Source organism: Pseudomonas sp. UBA2684, assembly GCA_002354655.1.
Classification (GTDB): Bacteria; Pseudomonadota; Gammaproteobacteria; order Pseudomonadales; family Pseudomonadaceae; genus Aquipseudomonas.
The window spans coordinates 76,382-97,064 of the sequence record DELY01000016.1; the positions used below are offsets into that span (position 1 = coordinate 76,382).

The following is a 20,683-nucleotide window of genomic DNA, read 5'->3' on the forward strand; positions in this document are numbered from 1 at the left end:
TACCTGAAGGCCTTCGTCATCCGTTAGTGGCTGAATTGTGGGCTGTCTCAATAAACGGCGAGGTGTATCAGTACTGCTCAACCGAGGCTGAAGCATTCGGGCTCCAAGCAGCACTGGAGGAGGCAGAGGAAGCCCGGCGGCCCAAATTCAGTGGGCCTGGCATGTAAGCTCAAAGACCCGGCCTGCGGGCCGGGTTTTTAATTTCAATCAGCTAGAAACGTCGTCGAGCAGACCGTCGTTAAATTGGATTTGCATCAGGTCATACCCTCGTCTTTTGGTACGGTAAAACGTGAGCCCCCTAGAAGATCAGATCTGCATCCTCGGGAAATATCGAAGTTCGCCAGCCGTTAATACTGACTGCTTGGGTCACAGCGGACGTTTGGAGCAGAAAAAATAAATCTGCGCCCTCTGACCGACCAGTTTTGAACTTACCCCTGATGCAACGCCCGGTAATGACTCGGCGCCATGCCCACCACTTTGCGGAACAGCCGCGAGAAGTAGTACACGTCTTCATAACCCAACTGCTCGGCCACCTGGCGGATGCTTTGTTCGCCCTCGTCGAGCAGGCGGCAGGCGTGGGCCATTTTCAGTTGGATAAAGTCCTGGATCGGTGCATGCCCGGTGAGCGCGCGGTAGGTCTTGGCGAAGTGAAAACGCGATAGCTTGAACTGCGCGGCCAACTCGTCGAGGTTCAGCGAATCGTGCAAGTGCGCACGCATCACCGCCTGCACCGCATCCACGTCCAGCACCCGCCCGGACTTCAGGGTGGTGCGCGCCGGCAGCACCGCCAGGGAGGTCAGCAGGGCCTGCAATTGGTGCGCGGCGTGGATGAAATGTGCCAGGTTCAAGCCCTGCTTGCGCAGCCCGAGCAAAGCATCGAACTCCGCCAGCAAGCGCGGCTGTACGCCGATGCGCCACAGCGGTCCCTTGCCCAAAGGCTTGAGAAAGTCCGCCACCAACTCGCCATCGAAGTGCACCCAGTACAGGGTCCAGGGCTTGCCGGGATCGGCGCCGTAGGTATGCGCCTGGCCTTTGGGTAACAGCAGTAGATCGCCACCGCCGATATTCAATCGTCCATCCCCGGTTTCCAACCAGCCTTGCCCGGCACGGCAATAGATCAGCAGATGATCATCCGGTAGCGGCCGGCTCATGCGATGCCCGCTGGCCTCCGGGTAAAACCCCAAGGCCAGCGGGTAGCAGCCCTGCGTCAACGGATGGCGGGCCAGCATCCGCCGCAAGCGGGGCGGCGTGATAAAGCGCACGCCGTTGGCCGGCAGCGGCCAGTTGGAGGTATCGACATAAGCGTTCATAAACACTCCGCTAGAGCCTGTGTTTATCTACAAGGCCGGCAATTTTGTAGGGCGAACATGCCGAAGGCTTGTCCGCCATCTGCGACAAAGCTTCGCTCTGTCCACCCTACAAAAGCGCGCCTCATCGCCCGGATGCAGTCCGGGAGAATAGGCCAACAGATGCTATCCGCCATAGCCATTCAATCCCAAGATAGTCCATCCACCACCCAAGATCGTCAATCCACAAAGCGCTCGCGGGCAGCTATAACACTGCGAAACAACAACGGACCCCACCCCGCGGTCCACGTGGAGAACACAATGGCCAAGGCAATCCCACAGTTGATCGACGGTGAATGGCGCGAAAGCCGCACCCGCGAATTTATCGAAGTCACCGACCCGGCGACCCAGGAGGTTCTGGCCCTGGCGCCCAAAGCCACCGCCGAGGAAATCGAGGCGGCGATTGCCAGCGCCAAGAGCGCTTTTCTCACCTGGCGCGAGGTACCGGTATCGGAGCGGGCGCGGGTGATGCTGCGTTACCAGCACCTGCTCAAAGAACACCATGACGAGCTGGCGGAAATCCTCGCCGGGGAAACCGGCAAGACCCTGGCCGACGCCAAGGGCGATGTCTGGCGCGGTATCGAGGTGGTCGAGCAGGCCTGCAATATCGCCAGCCTGATGATGGGCGAGACCATGGAGAACGTGGCCCGCGACATCGATACCGCCAGCTGGATTCAGCCGCTGGGCGTGTGCGTCGGCGTCACCCCGTTCAACTTCCCGGCGATGATCCCGTTGTGGATGTTTCCCCTGGCCATCGCCGCCGGCAACACCTTTATTCTCAAGCCATCCGAACAGGACCCGCTGACCCCCAATCGCCTGGCCGAGCTGTTTATCGAAGCCGGCGCGCCCAAGGGCGTGTTGCAGGTGCTGCACGGTGCCCGCGAGGTGGTCGACAGCCTGCTCACCCACCCGGATATCCGCGCCATCTCCTTCGTCGGCTCGGTGCCGGTGGGCCAGCACATCTACCGCACCGGCACCGCCCACCTGAAACGCGTGCAGGCCTTCGCCGGGGCGAAGAACCATATGGTGATCATGCCCGACGCCAACAAGCAGCAGGTGCTGAGCAACCTGGTCGGCGCCAGCTGCGGCGCAGCCGGGCAGCGCTGCATGGCGATCAGCGTGGCGGTGTTCGTCGGCGAATCGAAGCAGTGGATCGAGGAGCTGCGGGCGCAGATGGCCGACCTGCAACCCGGCTACTGGACCGATGGCCACGCCGCCTTCGGCCCGCTGATCAGCCAGCAGGCCAAGCAGCGCGTGCTACGCCTGATCGCCGAGGGCAAGGCGGAAGGCGCCGAATGCCTGCTGGACGGCTCGCACTGCGCGGTCGCGGGCTACCCGAACGGCAACTGGCTGGGCGCCACCCTGTTTCGCGGTGTGACCAGCAAGATGAGCCTGTACCGCGAGGAAATCTTCGGCCCGGTGCTGGTGTGCATGGAAGTCGACACCCTGGAGCAGGCCATCGAACTGGTCAACGCCAGCCCCTACGGCAACGGCACCTCGATCTTCACCCGCTCCGGCGGCGCGGCGCGGCATTATCAGCACGCGGTGGAAGTCGGCCAGGTCGGTATCAACGTACCGGTGCCGGTGCCGCTGCCGTTTTTCTCCTTCACCGGCTGGAAGGGTTCGTTCTACGGCGACCTGCACGCCTACGGCAAACAGGGCGTGCGCTTCTTCACCGAAACCAAGACGGTCACCAGCCGCTGGTTCGACGAGGACTCTGTAGCCGGAGCGAATATGACTATTCAGTTGAAATGAGAACGGTGTCAGCCGGTCTTAGACCAAAAGACGACCACACGAAAAACGCTAGCGGCGTAAAAAGTTCTCCGAGTTCCAACAACAAGAACAAGGAGAACTGCCATGCAACGATTGACTGCCGCCCTCGCCCTCTGGGCTGGGCTTACTGCCTGTGCACAGGCGGCTGAGCCGATTACCCTCGGCCTCAACTACCCGCGCACCGGCCCGTATAAGGAAGAAGGATTGGCACAGATGCGCGGAGCCTTGCTGGCCATCGACGAGCTCAACGCCCAGGGCGGCGTACTCGGGCGGGCGCTGCGCCTGTCCAGCAAGGACACCGCTTCGCGTCCGGCCAAGGCGGTGAAGAACGTCGACAAGCTGGCCAACGAAGGCGCGGCCATGCTGTTTGGCGGATCAAGCAGCGCGGTGGCCATCGCTTCCGGCAAGCGCGCAGCCGAACATGGGCTGCTGTATTTCGGCACCCTCACCTACTCCAACGACACCACCGGCAAGGACGGCCACCGCTATATGTTCCGCGAGTGCAACAACGCCTGGATGAGCGCGCGGGTACTCGGCCAATACCTGAGCAAGAACCTGCCGAACAAGCGCTACTTCTATGTCACCTCCGACTACACCTGGGGCCACACCACGGAAAGCTCGTTGCGCCAGACCACCGGCAGCGAAGACGCCGGCCAGCATCCGGGACTCAAGGTGACCTTCCCCGGCGCGCGCCTGGCCGATTATCAGGATGCCCTGACCCAGGCCGCGTCCAGCAACGCCGAAGTGCTGGCCCTGGTGCTGTTCGGCGAAGACCTGGTGCGTGCCATGCGCATCGCCAAGGACCTGGGCCTGACCAAGCGCATGCAGATCGTTGCGCCCAACCTGACCCAGAGCATGGTCGAGCAAGGCGGCCCCGGCTTGATGGAGGGGGTGATCGGCACCGAGCCCTGGACCTGGCGCGTACCGGCGCTGGAGAAATCCGTGCGCGGCGAAGCCTTCGTCAAAACCTTCAGCCAACGCTACGCGATGTACCCGTCCAGCTCCGCCGCGTCGGCCTACAGCATCGTCTATCAATGGGCCGATGCCGCCAAACGCGCGGACAGCCTGGACAGCGAAGCGCTGATCAAGGCCCTGGAAGGTCACCAGTATCAGCTGCTCAAAGACCCACAAACCTGGCGCGCCTTCGACCACCAGAACCTGCAGACGGTGTATGCCGTCAAAGTCAAAGCACGCGCCGAGGTGCTGAAAGACCCGCTCAAGCAAGACTACTTTGAAATCGTCGATCGCCTCGACGCCACCCAAGCGGCTCCCAGCCTCGCCGAATGGCAGGCCGAACGACGCGCCGCCGGGCAACCCCTGACCCTGCAATGAGGACTTATGGACTTCGAACTCAGCGATGAACAACGCCTGCTGGTAGACAGCGCCCGCCAGTTTGCCAGCCGCGAACTGGCCCCGCATGCGGCGGATTGGGACCGCGACCACCACTTCCCGGTGGACGTGATCAAGCGCGCCGCCGAGCAGGGTTACCTGGCGCTGTATATCCAGGAAGACGACGGCGGCCTGGGCCTCTCGCGGCTATCCGCCTCGCTGATTTTCGAACAGTTGTCGGCCGGCTGCATCGCCACCACGGCGTTTCTGACCATCCACAATATGGCCTCGTGGATGCTCGCCTCCTTCGCCGATCAGGCGCTGAAGGATGCCTGGCTGCCGCGCCTGGTCAGCGGCGAACTGCTGGCCTCCTACTGCCTCACCGAGCCGGACGCCGGCTCCGACGCCGCCCACCTGCGCACCCGCGCCAAGCGCAGCGGCGACGACTACGTGCTGGACGGCAGCAAGTGCTTTATCTCCGGCGCGGGCTCCACCGATGTACTGATCGTCATGGCGCGCACCGGCGAAGACAGCGGCGCCAAGGGCGTCTCCTGCTTCCTGGTGCCGGCCGACGCCCCCGGGGTGAAGTACGGGCGCAACGAATTGAAGATGGGCTGGCGCGCCCAGCCGACTCGCACCATCACCTTCGAGGGCGTGCGCATTCCGGCGGGCAACCGTATCGGCCCGGAAGGCCAGGGCTTCGTCTACGCGATGAAGGGGCTGGATGGCGGACGGATCAATATCGCCAGCTGCTCGCTGGGCGCGGCACAAGCGGCGCTGGAACAATCGCTGCGCTACGTCGAGGAGCGCAAGCAGTTCGGCAAGCCGCTGAGCGACTTCCAATCCCTGCAATTCAAGCTCGCCGACATGCTCACCGACCTGACGGCGAGCCGGCAGATGGTGCGCCTGGCCGCGCACAAGCTGGATCACGGTCACAGCGAAGCCAGCCTGTATTGCGCCATGGCCAAGCGCTTCGCCACCGACCACTGTTTCAACCTGTGCAACGAGGCGCTGCAACTGCATGGCGGCTACGGTTACCTCAACGACTACCCACTGGAGCGCTGGGTGCGCGACAGCCGCGTGCATCAGATTCTCGAAGGCACCAACGAGATCATGCGGGTAATCATCGCTCGCCGCCTGCTCGACCAGGGCGGCATGCTCGATCGGTTGTTATGAAGGTAGGGCGGGCATGGCGCATGCCTTGTCCGCCGAGAGCAAGGTGGACAAGCGGCGCATGTCCACCCTACGCGGTTGTTGTAGTCGCGAATCATTGAACCTGTAGGGCCGCAGCAAGCTGGCTCCTGCACACGTCCAGAAATGAGGATACACATGAGCAACGCCATCGAACCCTACAACCCCGGCGTGTTTGACCTGACCCACAAGCTCACCGTGGAAAAGCACGGCCACACCGCGCTGATCACCATCAACCACCCGCCGGCCAACACCTGGGACCGCGAGTCGCTGATCGGCCTCAAGCAGCTGATCGAGCACCTCAACCGCGACGACGACATCTACGCCCTGGTGGTGACCGGCCAGGGCGGCAAGTTCTTCAGCGCCGGTGCCGATCTCAAGCTGTTTGCCGATGGCGACAAGGCCCGCGCCCGCGAGATGGCGCAGCGCTTCGGCGAAGCCTTCGAGGCACTGCGCGATTTTCGTGGCGTATCGATTGCCGCGATCAACGGCTACGCCATGGGCGGCGGCCTGGAGTGTGCGCTGGCCTGCGACATCCGCATCGCCGAACGCCAGGCCCACATGGCCCTGCCGGAAGCCACCGTGGGCCTGTTGCCCTGCGCCGGCGGCACCCAGGCCCTGCCCTGGTTGATCGGCGAAGGCTGGGCCAAACGCATGATCCTCTGCGGCGAACGGGTCGATGCCGACACCGCGCTGCGCATCGGCTTGGTCGAGCAAGTGGTCGACAGCGGCGAAGCGCGTGGTCATGCCCTGCTGCTGGCGGCGAAAGTCGCGCGGCAGAGCCCGGTGGCGGTGCGCACCATCAAGCCGCTGCTCCAGGGCGCCCGCGAGCGCAACCCGAACGCCTGGCTACCGGCAGAACGCGAGCGCTTCGTCGACCTGTTCGACGCCGACGACACCCGCGAAGGGGTCAACGCCTTCCTCGAGAAACGCGACCCGCAGTGGCGCAATAAATAATCCGTAGGGTGGATCGGGGCGCGTAGCTGTCGCCTTTCACATCCACCATAACCGCATGCGGTGGATGGATAAAACGCCATCCACCCTACGGCCAACGCAACGAGAACCGTAGGGTGGATGTCGCTCTTTACATCCACCATGACCACGCACAGTGGATGCAGCCAGTGCCTCCACACCATGATGGAAGCGAAGATGAACGTCCATTTCGAAGAACGCCCCAGCCTGCATGGCTTCCGCATCGGCATCGCCAGCCTGGATGCCGAGAAGAGCCTGAACGCCCTGTCGTTGCCGATGATCGAAGCGCTGGACGGCAAGCTCGCCGCCTGGGCGGACGATCCCAGCATCGCCTGCGTGCTGCTGCGCGGTAACGGCGCCAAGGCTTTCTGCGCCGGTGGCGACGTGGTGCAGCTGGTGCAACAGTGTCGCGAACACCCCGGCGAAATTCCGCCCTTGGCGCGGCGCTTCTTTGCCGACGAATACCGTCTCGACCATCGCATCCACAGCTACCCGAAACCCTTCATTTGCTGGGCCCACGGCCATGTGCTGGGCGGCGGCATGGGCCTGATGCAGGGCGCGGGTATCCGCATCGTCACCCCAGGCAGCCGCCTGGGCATGCCGGAAGTGAATATCGGCCTGTACCCGGATGTTGGCGGCAGCTGGTTTCTCGCCCGCCTGCCGGGCAAGCTCGGCCTGTTCCTCGGCATGACCGCCAGCAGCATCAACGCCCGCGATGCCCTGGACCTGGACCTGGCCGACCGCTTCCTGCTCGACAGCCAGCAAGAAGCGTTGCTTGAAGGCCTGGTGCAGGTGAACTGGCAAGAGCAAGCCCAACTGCAAGTGCACAGCCTGCTCAAGGCCCTGGAACACGAAGCCTTTGCCGAATTGCCGGAGGCCCAATGGCTGCCGCGCCGCGAGCGCATCGACGCGCTGCTCGACCACGCCGATCTGCCTAGCGCCTGGCGCGCCCTGACGGCGCTGCAAACCGACCATGACCTGCTGCTAGCCCGCGCGGCCAAGACCCTGGCTGGCGGTTGCCCGCTGACCGCGCACCTGGTCTGGCAACAGATCGCCCGTGCCAAACACCTGTCGTTGGCGCAAGTGTTCCAGATGGAATATGCCATCAGCCTGAACTGCTGCCGTCACCCGGAATTCCCCGAAGGGGTGCGCTCGCGGCTGATCGACAAGGACCACGCGCCACGCTGGCACTGGCCGGATGTGGCGAACATTCCACAGCAGGTAATAGACGCGCACTTCGCCCCAGCCTGGGACGGCGCACATCCACTGGCGGATTTGTAAGTACGTAGGGTGGATGACGCCTTTTTCATCCACCAATAAGACCGCAGCTGGTGGATGGATGAAACGTCATCCACCCTACACGGCTACACGAGAGTTATTCAGCGCGACAGGAGCATAACAATGACAACAATCGCCTTTATCGGTCTCGGCCATATGGGCCTGCCCATGGCGCGCAACCTGCTCAAGGCCGGCTTCAGCCTCAAGGTCTTCGACCTGATGCAGCCTGCGGTCGACGAACTGGCCAAGGACGGCGCCCAGGCGGCCAGCAGCGCCGCCGATGCGGTACAGGACGCCGAGGTGGTGGTGAGCATGCTGCCGGCCAGCCGGCACGTCGAAGGCCTGTACCTGGGCGATAACGGTCTGTTGGCCGCGCTCAAACCCGGCAGCCTGGTGCTGGAGTGCTCGACCATTGCCCCGGAATCCGCGCGCAAGGTGCATCAGGCGGCTCGCGAGCGCGGCATCGAACTGCTCGACGCACCGGTGTCCGGCGGTACGGCGGGCGCGGCAGCGGGCACCCTGACCTTTATGATCGGTGGCGCAGCCAGCACATTGGAAAAGGCCCGCACAATCTTCGCCGCCATGGGCAAGAACATCTTCCACGCCGGCCCCGACGGCGCCGGCCAGGTGGCCAAGGTGTGCAACAACCAGGTGCTGGCGGTGCAGATGATCGCCACCGCCGAAGCCATGGCCATGGGCGTGGCCAACGGCCTGGAGCCAGCGGTGCTGGCCGAGATCATGCGCCAGAGCTCGGGCGGCAACTGGACGTTGGAGAAGTACAACCCCTGGCCGGGCGTGATGGAAAACGCCCCGGCCTCGAAAGGCTACAGCGGCGGCTTTATGGCCGAGCTGATGGCCAAGGACCTCGGCCTGGCCCAGGAAGCCGCCCAGGCCAGCGGCAGCAGTACGCCGATGGGCGCGCTGGCGTTGCAGCTCTATCGCCTGCTGCTCAAGCAGGGCAAGGGCAAGCAGGACTTCTCGGTGGTGCAGCAGCTGTTTGTCGAGTAACTGGCGGGCCCGATCATCGATGTCGGCCACTGCTGATGGCCATAACCCCACTACCATAAGGTAGCGGGGTTGTTTATCGAGACGGCCAGTAAGGCAAGGAGCAGTCGATGTTGTATGTGAAGCGCGATGCCTGGGGCAATCTACAGCAGGTAGAGACAACACCTTTCGAAGGCATGGATGGCGAGCTGCTGGCCGATAGCCAGGAAGCGCAAGCCTGGTATGCCAACCAGACAGTCGAAAGCAGCCTGCTGCAACTGCAGCAGAGTGATCTCGACATGATCCGGGTACTGGAGGACTTGATCACCGTACTGATCCGCAACGGCGTAGTGCGCATTACCGACCTACCAGAGGCTGCCCAGAGCAAATTGGTAGGCCGTAGCAAGGCGCGAGACGCCTTGGGTGGCTTGCAGCGGTTGATCAACGACGATGAAGCGAAACTTATCTAAAAGGCCATGCCCCGATTACGTGTTGCCGGGGCGATAAGCCGTAGGCTGGGTCGGGGCACGCAACGCGACGAAGCCCAACGCCGCCGATCGTTGGGCTTCGCTGCGTTCAACACCAACCTACCGATGTGTGCGCACACAGTTAACGGGTACACAGCCTTTTGGTTGACTGTACCCGTTAGATATTGAAGCGGATCGCCCGGCAAATCGACCTGCAACAGACCCTAGCTGCGTGCCAAACCACGCCCAAACAACAGCACCTGCACCCGCTGCAACCAGGGCTGTGGCTGACCAACCAGGCGCGTCTTGAACAGCATCATCTCGCCGATATGCGCCAGCAGCAGGCCGCCGGCAATCAGGTTGACCGCCAGGTACCAGCTCTCGCCCATTGGGTAGAGCAGGTTGAGCAGCGCCAGTACCCAAAACGCGGCCAGCGCGCCTTTGGCGAATGTCAGAACGTGCATGAGTCACTCCTTAGTCAGATAAGCCAGCGAGGTAAAAAACGCTGACCAGTCTGCCCTGCCCCCGGCCTTGGCGCGTCCGCACTTTGGTCGGGTCGAGTGACTCGTCGGCACTCAGCGCAGCGTCAGGGCAATCGGTTCATCGCTGAAATCGAAGCAGCCGAGGAAGGTCTTGATCTCCAGCAGGTTGCCGTCGACCTGCACATCGCCGAGCAGCGCGCCCTTGAGCAGGCCGTTCTCACCGCTCATCACGGTGTCCAGATAGGTCTTGTCGAGAGTCAGCTTGAGCGTGGTGCCCTCGGGAATACCCGGGTGCAATTGCACCACGCCGCGACGCACTTCCAGCGCCCATTCCTCGCCGATATCCGGGAAGCTGAAACCCAGGGTCAGCTCGACATCATTGGCCTTGTCCGGGTCGATGCGGGTAATCCAGTTCTGCAGGAAGATCCGTGCGGGGAAGGTTTTCAGCATGTCGGCCGAAAGAAACGCGCTGCGCATGCTCAGGGCCATCTGCTGCACCTCATCACCGGTAAATTTACCTTCCAACTCCATGGCGCTCATCAGGTACCAGTTGCGCCAGTTGATGTTCATGCTGGCGTAACCCAGTTTGCGCAAGCTGCGCGCCTTGATCTCGCGCGCCAGCTTGTCCTCGTTGTCCACCTGAATGGCGTAGCTGGAAAGCTCCGCGGCCCATTGATGCTCGCCCTTGAGGTAGGCTTCGCCGGCGGCTAGCAACAGCTTCTCGCGCCCGCCCATCAGGGCGATCAGCCGCTCGGCCTTGTCTTGCGGCGGCAGCGGGTCGAGCGCCACCGGGTCGCCCTGGAACCAGCCCAGGTAGCCGTTGTAGATCTGCCGCACGCTGTGTTTCACCGTGCCGTAGTACTCGCGCAGGTAAGGCGTGTAGCCGGCCAGGTGCGGCGGCAGCTTGACCTTCTCGACCAACTCGTCCGGAGTCAGGCCCTTGTTCATCCAGCGCACGGTTTGGTCGTGGATATAGGCGATGCCGTCACGGGTCATGCGCAGCACTTCCTCGACCTGCTCCTGGCCGCTGACCGGGCGGCCATGCAGCGGCACCATATGCTCGGCCTGGTAGGCGCGCAGCTTGTCCAGGCTCTCGACCCACACCACCGGATCGCGAAACTTGGTGCCGCGCAGGGTGTGGATATTCGGCAGGGTCGGCCCCTGCTCCACCTCGGCGCTGATCAGCACACGGTTGGCCGGCAGGTAGACGGTGATCTCGTCCGGCGCTTCGCTGGGCACATGCAGGAACTGCACATCCAACCCGGCAATACGGGTGTCGAGCTGGTCCTTGAAGGTCACGGTCGGGGCGATAAAGGTCGAGGCCTCGGCCTTGGCCAGCGGGCCGATGCCGGCGTTCATATCCTTCAGGTCGGCGGGCGGCAGGCCAGCGCCAAAGCTGTAGCCCGAGCGCACCGAGAGGATCGGCCCGACCAGCGCGCCCTGCGCCACCACATTGGCCAGCAGGGTGTCGTGGGCGTAGATCTGCACCTCGCCGCTGCGCACCTGCTCTTCCGTGACGAAGGCTTTCACGCCGTTGATATGGTCGGGGTGAAAGTGGGTGTAGACCACCGCCTTGACCGGCTTGTCGGTGATCGTGCGGAACTCGGCCATGATCTTGCGCGACTCGCTGACCGACTCGCCAGTGTCGACGATGATCAGCCCCTCCGGCGCCTCGATCATCACCACGTTGCCGAGCTGCCAACCGACCGCCGAATAGACGTTGCCGGCAATCGGGTAAATCTTCTGGGTGAAATGCGCGGTGTGCGCGGCCAGTTCGGCGTTGATCGATGGCTCGATGCGTTCGGCGGGCAACTCGGCCAGGGCACTAAGCGGCAGCGCCGCGACCAGCAACAGCCGGCGAAAATGGGACAGGGGGCGCATGGACGGCCTCGATTGTTGGGATGGACGCTGGCAGCCTGACAAAGCCCTGCGCATAATTCCAATGCATATCTATCGACATTCCAATGCGGATTACGCATGAACGACCTACGCCAACTGCGCCACTTCGTCGCCCTGGCCGAGCACGGCCACTTCGCCCGCGCCGCCGAGGCGGTCAACCTCAGCCAACCGGCCTTGAGCCGCAGCATCCAGGCCCTGGAAGCCAGCCTGGCGTGCCGCCTGCTCGATCGCCACAGCCGTGGCATCAGCCTGACCGCCCATGGTCAGTTGGTGCTGGAGCACGCCCAGCGCCTGCTGGCCGGCAGCCGCGCGCTGAAGAATGCGGTGAGCCAACTGGGTAACCTGGAAGCCGGCGAGTTACGCCTGGGTGCCGGCCCCTACCCCGCCGCACGCCTGATTCCGCATGCGCTCGGGCGCCTGGCGCAACGCTACCCACGGGTGCGGGTCAACCTGAGCATCGCCAACTGGTTGGAGCTGCGCACCAGCCTGCTCGACGACATCATCGAGCTGTTCGTCGCCGACACCCGCGAGTTCAAGGACGATCCACTGCTCACTATCGAAGCTTTGCACAGGCACAACGGCGTGCTGTTCTGCCGTCCCGGTCATCCACTGTTGCAGCGCGCGCACCTGCACCTGCACGACGTACTCGACTACCCGCTAGCGGGTACGCAATTGCCGCAGGCGGTGGAGCACAGCCTGATCGCCGCGAGCGGACGGGCGCAACCACTGAGCATCCAGTGCGACAATTTCATGGTGTTGAAAACCCTGGTGGGCAACAGCGATGTGCTGAGCATGGCGCCCTGGGATGTGCTCGCCGAGGATATCCACAACGGCCGCCTGGCCTTGTTGCCCCTGGCCCATGGCGCCCTCAGCGAGCAGTCGGCCTATGGCCTGGTCAGCCGCGCCGGCCACAGCCTGTCACCGGCGGCACTGGCCATGCGCGCGGCCATCCTGGAAGAGGACCGCAGCGTTAGCCCACAGCAGAACCGCCCGACATAAGGCGGCCTGCTGCGCTATCTGCGGTGGGGTTAGTTGTGCCGCCGCTCCGAGCGGTGCTTGTCGCTGTTGCGCAAGCCGTTGGAATGCTGGCGGTACTGCGGCGAACGCTGTTGCAGCTGATAGTGACGGCCATCCCAGCCCTGCCGCGGCTGCGCGGCCCGGTAGTCATGACCGCGCTGATCGCGGCGCCCGTCATAGCGATGGTCGGGGCGACGGTCATGGTTGGAATAGCGTGGTGGCGGCGCCGGCGCATAACGGCGCTGGTCATGCCGGCGGTCGTCGTAACGGTGCCGATCGTGGCGGCGGTCATCGTAGCCGTAGTAGCGCGGTGCTACGTACACCGGGTAACGCTGCACCTGGCGATGGTTGTGATAACCGCTCGAATAATGGCGGTCATAACCGCGATAGTCATGGTCATAGCTGTCGCCGTATACCGCACAACCGGTTAAAGACAGACCCAACAACGCGATAAGCATGGATTTGTAGGACATGGCGGCCTCCTGCGACCGCTAGAAAGGTGACGACCGCTGTCGGCACCCAGGATTGCTCCCACTGAATCTGACCACTGCCAGCCCTCGCAAGTGCGGTCCAGCTTGGCCTGATATTCGATGACAAATTATTTCAAGCAGCGTACGCCAGCCGCTACCGGCATGCCGCGCTGTGAACTATTCGGCAGCCTGATCAGCCAAGGCGCGGAGAACGCAGCCTTGGCATGCCATTCGCTTAGCCATCGCTCAGGAAAACCCGCCTCGGCGGGTGCGTGGTAGCACATCGCAATGGCTGACTAGGGTTCCGACCCGCCGATCGAACAATCGACGGGTGACTGGTCCGAGAGTTGGCGACCTCAGGTCACGGGGTTACACGGCGGGATAAAAGCCCGGGAGAACGCGCAGCACAGCTGCCGCTTTTCCTGCCCCTGTGTTCACTGACCCGAGGTTGCTTATGCGTCTGCCTACCCTGCTTGCCCGCTTCACCCCCGTTTGCCTGCTAGCGCTGCTGTTGGCCTGCCCGCTCAGTGCCAGCGCCGAGGTGAAAACCTTCAAGCTGTGCTGGTCGATCTTCGCCGGCTGGATGCCCTGGGGCTATGCCGCCAGCGAGGGCATCGTCGACAAGTGGGCGGACAAATACGGCATCCGCATCGAGGTCACGGAGGTGCCGGATTACGTCGCCTCCATCGAGCAATACACCGCCGGCGACTACGACGCCTGCGCCATGACCAACATGGACGCGCTGACCATCCCGGCCGCCGCCGGGGTGGACTCCACCGCACTGATCATCGGTGATTTCTCCAATGGCGCCGACGGCGTGCTGATCCGTGGCGCCAACAAGAGCGTGCAGGACCTCAAGGGCAAAACCGTGCTGCTGGTGGAGAACTCGGTGTCGCACTACCTGCTCAGCCGCGCCCTGGAATGGGCGCTGCTCAAGCCCGAGGACGTGAAGATCGAGCATGTTTCCGACCTGAAAATCGCCGAGGCTTTTCTCAGCGGCCGGGGCGATGCGGTGATCACCTGGAACCCGATTCTCTCCAGCATCAAGCGCCAGGCCGAGGTCAGCCAGGTGTTCAGTTCGAACCTGATTCCCGGAGAAATCCTCGACCTCACCGTGGTCAACAGCAAGACCCTCGCCGCCCACCCGGAACTGGGCAAGGCGCTGACCGGCGCCTGGTTCGAAACCCAGCGCCTGATGGGCCTGCCCACCGCGGCCGGGCGCGCCGCACGGGCGCAGATGGCCACGGCTGCCGGCACCACGGCCGCAGATTTCAGCCAACAACTGGACACCCTGCGCTCCTTCTATGCGCCACGCTATGCACTGGCTTTCGCCCGCGCCAACCAGATGCCCGAGCGCATGCAGCGGGTCGTGCAGTTCGCCGCGGCCCAAGGCCTGCTCGGCACCTCGGGCAGCGGCCTGGACAACCTCGGCATCGAATTCAGCGGCGAGCGCAGCCTGGGCAACCCGCAGAAGATCATGCTGCGCTTCGACGGTCGTTATATGCAGATGGCCGCCGACCAGCAGCTATAACGCTCGACAAGACGCCCCGCAAAGCGGCACGCCAGGCACACAACGCACCAACACGGCGCAACACCTGCCCGACGGCGGACCGCGCTACGGCCGAACCCCGCGCGCTAGCGCGGCCGGCACACCTGGCACGATGTTCGCTATGACATCAACGTGCAGGAACACCCCGCTGCGGCGGGATCGCGGCACCACAATTTGCAATAGCCGACTAGGGTTCCGACCCGCCGATCGAACAATCGACGGGTGACTGGTCCGAGAGTTGGCGACCTCCTTCGAGGTTACACGGCGGGATAAAAGCCCGGGAGAACGCGCCCCAGCGATGGGGATACCGCCGCGCGCTCCTGCCCGCCCTTTCTCGAACTGGAGGTTCCTTATGCGTACGCCCTGTCTGTTCTCCGTTCTCGCTGCCGGCCTTGCCGCCGCCATTAGCTTCAACAGCCACGCCGCCCAGAAAGACAGCTTCAGCGTCTGCTGGACCATCTACGCCGGCTGGATGCCCTGGGAATACGGCGCCGCCGAAGGCATCGTCGACAAATGGGCGGAAAAGTACGGCATCGCCATCGATGTGGTGCAACTCAACGACTACGTCGAGTCGATCAACCAGTACAGCGCAGGCGGGTTCGACGGCTGCACCATGACCAACATGGACGCGCTGACCATCCCCGCCGCCGGGGGCATCGACTCCACCGCGCTGATCATCGGCGACTTCTCCAACGGCAACGACGGCATCGTCATCAAGGGCGAGAAGAAAACCCTCGGCGACCTCAAGGGCCAGCCGGTCAATCTGGTCGAGCTGTCGGTGTCGCATTACCTGCTGGCCCGCGGCCTGGAAAAGGCCGGCCTGAGCGAGAAAGACCTCAGTGTGGTGAACACCTCGGATGCCGACCTGGTCGCCGCCTTCGCCACCAACGACGTGCAGGCCGTGACCACTTGGAACCCGCTGCTGGCGGAAATCCAAGCCACGCCAGGCGTGACCAAGGTCTTCGACTCCAGCCAGATCCCCGGCGAAATCATCGACCTGATGGTGGTCAACAGCGACACCCTCAAAGACAACCCGGCCTTCGGCAAGGCGTTGACCGGCGCCTGGTACGAAATCATGGCGACCATGAGTGCCGACAGCGCCGCCGGCAAGGCCGCCCGCGAGCACATGGCCAAGGCTTCCGGCACCGATCTGGCCGGCTACGACGCGCAGTTGGCGGCAACCAAGATGTTCTACAGCGCCAAAGACGCCGTGGCCTTCGCCAACAGCCCGAAACTGCCGGCGACCATGAGCAAGGTGGCGAGTTTCTCCTTCAGCCACGGCCTGCTCGGCGAAGGCGCGCAAAGCAGCGATGCCATTGGCATGAGCTTCGCCAAGGGCGTGGTCACCGGCGACCAGGGCAACCTCAAACTGCGCTTCGATCCTTCGTTTATGCAGATGGCGGCCGACGGCACGCTCTAACCGCTTCGTAGGGTGGATGACGCTCTTTTCATCCACCGTGAACTCGGTGGGGTGGTGGATGGGTAAAGCGCCATCCACCCTACGCACGACGAGATAACTATGCGCCTGATCAACCGACACCCGGATCGCAGCGGCCGCTTGATGCTGGTCTTGCTGCCCTTTGCCCTGCTGCTGTTCGCCTACTTCACCAGTTCGGCGCAGCGCCTGACGGACAACCCCAACGACAAGCTGCTGCCCAGCGCCAGCCAAATGGTCGCGGCGATTGATCGGCTGGCCTTTACCGAAGACAAACGCAGCGGCAATTACCTGTTCTGGCAGGACAGCGCCGCCAGCCTGTCACGCTTAGGCCTGGGCATCGCCATCGCCGCCATCGCCGGGCTGTGCCTGGGGGTTGCGGCGGGGATCATCCCGCTGTTCAGCGCATCGCTGTCGCCGCTGCTCACCGTGTTGTCGATGATTCCGCCGCTGGCGGTGCTGCCGATCCTGTTCATCACCTTCGGCCTCGGTGAACTATCCAAGGTGATGCTGATCGTCATCGGCATCACCCCGTGCATTGCCCGCGACATCGAACAGCGTGCTCGCGAGATCCCGCGCGAGTTGCTGATCAAGGCGCAGACCCTCGGCGCCAGCACCTGGACCCTGATCCTGCGTGTGGTGCTGCCGCAGCTGCTGCCGCGCCTGCTGATTTCCCTGCGCCTGATGCTCGGTTCTGCCTGGCTGTTCCTCATCGCCGCCGAGGCCATCGCCTCCACCGACGGCCTGGGTTACCGGATCTTCCTGGTGCGCCGCTACATGGCCATGGATGTGATCCTGCCGTACGTGGTGTGGATCACCCTGCTCGCCTGGCTGATGGACTTCGGCCTGCGCCAGACCATTCGCCTGTGCTTCCCCTGGTATGAAGGGGCCAAGGCATGAAGCCCTTTATCGAGGTGAAAAACGTTTGGCAGGAATACGCCGACCAGGTGGTGCTGGAGCGCCTCAACCTGCGCATCAACGAAGGCGAGTTCTGCACCCTGGTCGGCGCCTCCGGCTGCGGCAAATCGACCTTCCTGCGCCTGTTGCTCGGCCAGGAGCGCGCCAGCCGTGGCGAGATTTTGCTGGCCGGCGAAGCGCTCTCAGCCGAACCCGATAGCAGCCGCGGCGTGGTGTTCCAGCGTTATTCGGTGTTCCCGCACCTGACGGTGCTGGACAACGTCGCCATCGGCCTGGAACTGCCGCACTCGCGGTTGCTCGGCCGGCTGTTCGGCACGGCCAAGCGCGCCGCCCGCGAGCAAGCCGCGCAGATGCTGACCAAGGTCGGCCTCGGCCATGCCCTGGACAAGTACCCGAGCCAGCTCTCCGGCGGCATGCAGCAACGCCTGGCGATTGCCCAGGCGCTGATCATGCAGCCGCGCGTACTGCTGCTCGACGAACCCTTTGGCGCCCTCGACCCCGGCATCCGCAAGGACATGCACACCCTGCTGCTGGAGCTGTGGCGCGAAACCCAACTGACCGTGTTTATGGTCACCCACGATTTGAGTGAAGGCTTCAGCCTCGGCACCCGCCTGCTGGTGTTCGACAAGGTGCGCGTCGACCCGCACGCGCCGAATGCCTTCGGTGCGCGCATTACCTACGACATTCCCTTGAACAGCGACCGCCGCGCGGTCGAGGCGTTGCCGGCGCATCTCACCGCCCCGCTGCAACCTGCCGTGTAAGGAGTATTAGATGACTGCCTCGTTAACCCTGCGCCCCAGCCTCTACGAAGAACTCGTACCCGGCGGCGGGCATACCTCCTTCGTGCTCAAGCGCGGCCAGTTGCTGCGCATCACCGACTGCGAAGGCGGCGCCAACGTCAGCCTGCTGCTGCTCAACGCCGTTGATAAAAGCGAGCGGCTGAACCTGCCGGATACCCTCAAGTGCCAGCACACCGCCAAGCTCAGCGCCGGCCACTGCCTGTACTCGGACATGGGCCGCGTGCTGGCTGCCATCACCGCCGACACCTGCGGCTGGCATGACAGCTTCGGCGGCGTGCTCAACGCTGCCGAGGTCGAGGAAAAATACGGCGCGGGCCGCTACCAGCAACTGCGCAACGGCTTCTTTCGCAACGGCATGGACAACCTGCTGGTGGAACTGGGCAAGTGGAACCTCAACCTGCAAGACCTGTTGATGTGCCTCAACCTGTTCAGCCAGGTTACGGTGGACGGCGACGGCGGCTTCCACTTCGAGCCGGGCAATTCCAAGGCCGGCGACTACCTCGAACTGTACGCGCCGATGGACACCCTGGTGGTGCTCACCGCCCTGCAACACCCGATGGACCCCAACCCCGAATACGCCCCCAAGCCGATACAGCTGAGCTGGCACAAAGTCGAAAGCGACGGCATCAGCGTGCTCTGCCGCACTTCGCGCGCGGAAAACGCCCGCGGCTTCCACAACACCGAACGTCTGTATATCTAAGGGGCCGAGCCGATGAACCTGACCCACAGCGACAAACACCCCGACGCCGCCGTGTACCGCGCCACCATCGGCGCCGGCGAACCCTTTCTCTGCGAAGTGAAGGCCGGGCAGACCCTGCGCCTGCTCGACCTGGAAGGCAATCAGGCGGTCGACACGCTGTTCTTCAGCGCCCGCAACCCGCGCGAGCGCTACGACCCGCAGCGCACCCTGCGCAAACAAAACAGCGTGTACCTGACCACCGGCAGCGTGCTGTATTCCAACCTGGGCAACCCGCTGCTGAGCATCAGCGCCGACACCTGTGGCCGCCACGACACCCTCGGCGGCGCCTGCGCCCAGGAAAGCAACACCGTCAGATACGCCCTCGACACGCGCTACATGCACAGCTGCCGCGACAACTTCCTGCGCGCCAGCCTGCACGACGGCCGCCTGAACAAGGCCGACATCGGCGCCAACATCAACTTCTTCATGAACGTGCCAGTGACCCCCGAAGGCGGCCTGACCTTCGAAGACGGCATCTCCGCCGCTGGCAAATACGTCGAGCTGGTCGCGCACATGGACATCATCGTGCTGATCTCCAACTGCCCGCAGCTGAACAACCCGTGCAACGGCTACAACCCGACCCCGGCCGAGGTGCTGGTATGGGACTGACAAAGCTGCAAGCGCTGCGGCGCTGGCTGTACCAGCTGTGCCAAAGCCGCTCGGGGCAGTGCCTGGAGCGCAAGGATCAACCGTAGGATGGGTTAGCCGAAGGCGTAACCCATCGCATGCCTGATGGGTATCGCTGCGCTCAACCCATCCTACGAGGCTGCATAACGAAGAATTTCAGCCGTGGACGACCGCGGTGCAGACGACTAAAGACGGGACGGCCCGCCACTGCATGGGGCGACCTCCATGTTCGACAAACTCCTGATCGCCAACCGCGGCGCCATTGCTTGCCGCATCCTGCGTACCCTGCGCGCCCTTGAGGTCAAAGGCGTCGCGGTTTACTCCGAAGCCGATGCCGCCAGCCTGCATATCCAGCAGGCCGACCAGGCCTTGAGCCTCGGCGATGGCCCGGCCGCCAACACGTACCTGGTGGTGGAGAAGATCCTCGACGCCGCCAGGCAAAGTGGCGCCCAGGCCATCCACCCCGGCTACGGCTTTCTCTCCGAGAACGCCGCCTTTGCCGAAGCCTGCGAAGCGGCGGGCATCGCCTTTGTCGGCCCGACACCGGAGCAACTGCGGGTCTTCGGCCTCAAGCACACCGCACGCGCCCTGGCCAAACGGCATGGCGTACCCATGCTCGAAGGCACCGAACTGCTGGAAAACCTCAACGCCGCACTGCTCGCTGGCGAACAGGTCGGTTACCCGGTGATGCTCAAGAGCACCGCCGGCGGCGGTGGCATCGGCATGCGCGTGTGCAATAGCGCCGCCGAGCTGAGCGACGCCTTCGATACGGTCAAGCGCCTGGGGCAGAACAACTTCAGCGACAGCGGCGTATTTATCGAGAAGTACATCCAGCGCGCGCGCCATCTGGAAGTGCAGGTATTCGGCGATGGCCAGGGCGAGGTATTGGCCCTAGGCGTGCGCGACTGCTCGGTGCAGCGGCGCAACCAGAAGGTGCTGGAAGAAACCCCGGCGCCCAACCTGCCCGCCGGCATGAGCCATGCGCTGTGCGCCGCAGCAATCCAGCTGGCCAAGGCGGTCAACTACCGCAGCGCCGGCACCGTGGAATTTGTCTACGACAGCGACGCGGAGCAGTTCTACTTCCTCGAAGTGAATACCCGCTTGCAGGTCGAGCACGGCGTCACCGAACAGGTGTGGGGCGTGGACCTGGTACGCTGGATGGTCGAGCTGGCCGCCGGCGACCTGCCACCGCTCAGCCAACTGGCGGCGACCCTCAGCCCCAGCGGCCACGCCATCCAGGCGCGGCTGTACGCCGAAGACCCAGGCCGCGACTTCCAGCCCTGCCCCGGCCTGCTCACCGCTGTCGAGTTTCCCAACGCCGATGGCAAAAACCTGCGTATCGACACCTGGGTCGAAGCCGGCTGCGAGATTGCGCCGTACTTCGACCCGATGATCGCCAAGCTGATC

At 63.8% G+C, this 20,683-nt stretch carries 19 protein-coding genes and 2 riboswitches; of the genes, 15 read left to right on the forward strand and 4 right to left on the reverse strand.

The features are described 5' to 3' along the window. Window positions 1–428 precede the first annotated feature (428 nt). Window positions 429–1,310, reverse strand: a complete 882-nt coding sequence (locus B3M58_RS07255) for an AraC family transcriptional regulator (RefSeq protein ID WP_296217960.1) — start codon at window positions 1,308–1,310, stop codon at window positions 429–431. Window positions 1,311–1,607: 297 nt separating this feature from the next. Between B3M58_RS07255 and B3M58_RS07260 the strand changes: the two genes are divergently transcribed. The 7 genes from B3M58_RS07260 (at window position 1,608) to B3M58_RS07290 (ending at window position 9,343) form a co-directional block, all read left to right on the forward strand. After that, on the forward strand, window positions 1,608–3,101 hold the full coding sequence (locus B3M58_RS07260) for a CoA-acylating methylmalonate-semialdehyde dehydrogenase (protein ID WP_296217962.1): 1,494 nt from the start codon (window positions 1,608–1,610) through the stop codon (window positions 3,099–3,101). Between the two features lie 102 nt (window positions 3,102–3,203). After that, entirely contained in the window at window positions 3,204–4,451 is a 1,248-nt protein-coding gene (locus B3M58_RS07265; protein WP_296217963.1) for a substrate-binding protein, read from the forward strand. Between the two features lie 6 nt (window positions 4,452–4,457). Continuing rightward, window positions 4,458–5,624 (forward strand): isobutyryl-CoA dehydrogenase, encoded by a 1,167-nt coding sequence (locus B3M58_RS07270; protein WP_296217964.1) that lies wholly within the window; start codon window positions 4,458–4,460, stop codon window positions 5,622–5,624. 153 nt (window positions 5,625–5,777) lie between these two features. Then, the gene (locus B3M58_RS07275) at window positions 5,778–6,596 is read left to right on the forward strand and encodes an enoyl-CoA hydratase (RefSeq protein ID WP_296217965.1); all 819 of its coding nucleotides are present in this window, start codon (window positions 5,778–5,780) and stop codon (window positions 6,594–6,596) included. A 192-nt stretch (window positions 6,597–6,788) separates the two neighbouring features. Further along, window positions 6,789–7,892 (forward strand): enoyl-CoA hydratase/isomerase family protein, encoded by a 1,104-nt coding sequence (locus B3M58_RS07280; protein WP_296217966.1) that lies wholly within the window; start codon window positions 6,789–6,791, stop codon window positions 7,890–7,892. Between the two features lie 120 nt (window positions 7,893–8,012). Then, entirely contained in the window at window positions 8,013–8,897 is an 885-nt protein-coding gene (gene mmsB / locus B3M58_RS07285) for a 3-hydroxyisobutyrate dehydrogenase (RefSeq protein WP_296217967.1), read from the forward strand. A 107-nt stretch (window positions 8,898–9,004) separates the two neighbouring features. After that, window positions 9,005–9,343, forward strand: a complete 339-nt coding sequence (locus tag B3M58_RS07290) for a tryptophan synthase subunit beta (protein ID WP_296217969.1) — start codon at window positions 9,005–9,007, stop codon at window positions 9,341–9,343. Between the two features lie 221 nt (window positions 9,344–9,564). Here B3M58_RS07290 and B3M58_RS07295 read toward each other — a convergent pair whose 3' ends face one another. Together B3M58_RS07295 and B3M58_RS07300 are read right to left on the reverse strand one after the other, a co-directional pair. Further along, a complete protein-coding gene (locus tag B3M58_RS07295; RefSeq protein WP_296217971.1) occupies window positions 9,565–9,804 on the reverse strand; it encodes a DUF1145 domain-containing protein in 240 nt (79 codons plus the stop codon). A 111-nt stretch (window positions 9,805–9,915) separates the two neighbouring features. After that, complete coding sequence (locus B3M58_RS07300) at window positions 9,916–11,703, reverse strand: alkyl sulfatase dimerization domain-containing protein (protein WP_296217973.1); 1,788 nt, start codon at window positions 11,701–11,703, stop codon at window positions 9,916–9,918. Window positions 11,704–11,799: 96 nt separating this feature from the next. Here B3M58_RS07300 and B3M58_RS07305 point away from each other — a divergent pair, with 96 nt between their 5' ends. Beyond that, on the forward strand, window positions 11,800–12,720 hold the full coding sequence (locus tag B3M58_RS07305; RefSeq protein ID WP_296217974.1) for a LysR family transcriptional regulator: 921 nt from the start codon (window positions 11,800–11,802) through the stop codon (window positions 12,718–12,720). A gap of 29 nt (window positions 12,721–12,749) precedes the next feature. On the opposite strand, the gene B3M58_RS07310 is transcribed toward B3M58_RS07305, so the two are convergent. Then, complete coding sequence (locus tag B3M58_RS07310) at window positions 12,750–13,211, reverse strand: hypothetical protein (RefSeq protein WP_296217975.1); 462 nt, start codon at window positions 13,209–13,211, stop codon at window positions 12,750–12,752. Window positions 13,212–13,493: 282 nt separating this feature from the next. Beyond that, window positions 13,494–13,606: riboswitch (guanidine-I (ykkC/yxkD leader) on the forward strand. A gap of 56 nt (window positions 13,607–13,662) precedes the next feature. Here B3M58_RS07310 and B3M58_RS07315 point away from each other — a divergent pair. From B3M58_RS07315 to B3M58_RS07345, 7 genes are all read left to right on the forward strand, one after another. Next, on the forward strand, window positions 13,663–14,739 hold the full coding sequence (locus B3M58_RS07315) for a putative urea ABC transporter substrate-binding protein (RefSeq protein ID WP_296217976.1): 1,077 nt from the start codon (window positions 13,663–13,665) through the stop codon (window positions 14,737–14,739). Window positions 14,740–14,933: 194 nt separating this feature from the next. Next, window positions 14,934–15,043: riboswitch (guanidine-I (ykkC/yxkD leader) on the forward strand. A gap of 66 nt (window positions 15,044–15,109) precedes the next feature. After that, on the forward strand, window positions 15,110–16,177 hold the full coding sequence (locus B3M58_RS07320) for a putative urea ABC transporter substrate-binding protein (RefSeq protein ID WP_296217977.1): 1,068 nt from the start codon (window positions 15,110–15,112) through the stop codon (window positions 16,175–16,177). A 99-nt stretch (window positions 16,178–16,276) separates the two neighbouring features. Beyond that, window positions 16,277–17,092, forward strand: a complete 816-nt coding sequence (locus B3M58_RS07325) for an ABC transporter permease (RefSeq protein ID WP_296217978.1) — start codon at window positions 16,277–16,279, stop codon at window positions 17,090–17,092. Further along, complete coding sequence (locus B3M58_RS07330; RefSeq protein WP_296217979.1) at window positions 17,089–17,871, forward strand: ABC transporter ATP-binding protein; 783 nt, start codon at window positions 17,089–17,091, stop codon at window positions 17,869–17,871. Before B3M58_RS07325 ends, B3M58_RS07330 begins: the two co-directional genes overlap by 4 nt. Before the next feature lie 10 nt (window positions 17,872–17,881). Beyond that, a complete protein-coding gene (locus tag B3M58_RS07335; protein ID WP_296217980.1) occupies window positions 17,882–18,610 on the forward strand; it encodes an urea amidolyase associated protein UAAP1 in 729 nt (242 codons plus the stop codon). A 12-nt stretch (window positions 18,611–18,622) separates the two neighbouring features. After that, window positions 18,623–19,258: an urea amidolyase associated protein UAAP2 gene (locus B3M58_RS07340; protein ID WP_296217982.1), complete on the forward strand. Its 636-nt coding sequence runs from the start codon at window positions 18,623–18,625 to the stop codon at window positions 19,256–19,258. Window positions 19,259–19,501: 243 nt separating this feature from the next. Beyond that, on the forward strand, window positions 19,502–20,683 hold a 1,182-nt coding region (locus tag B3M58_RS07345; RefSeq protein WP_296217984.1), incomplete at its 3' end, for a biotin carboxylase N-terminal domain-containing protein.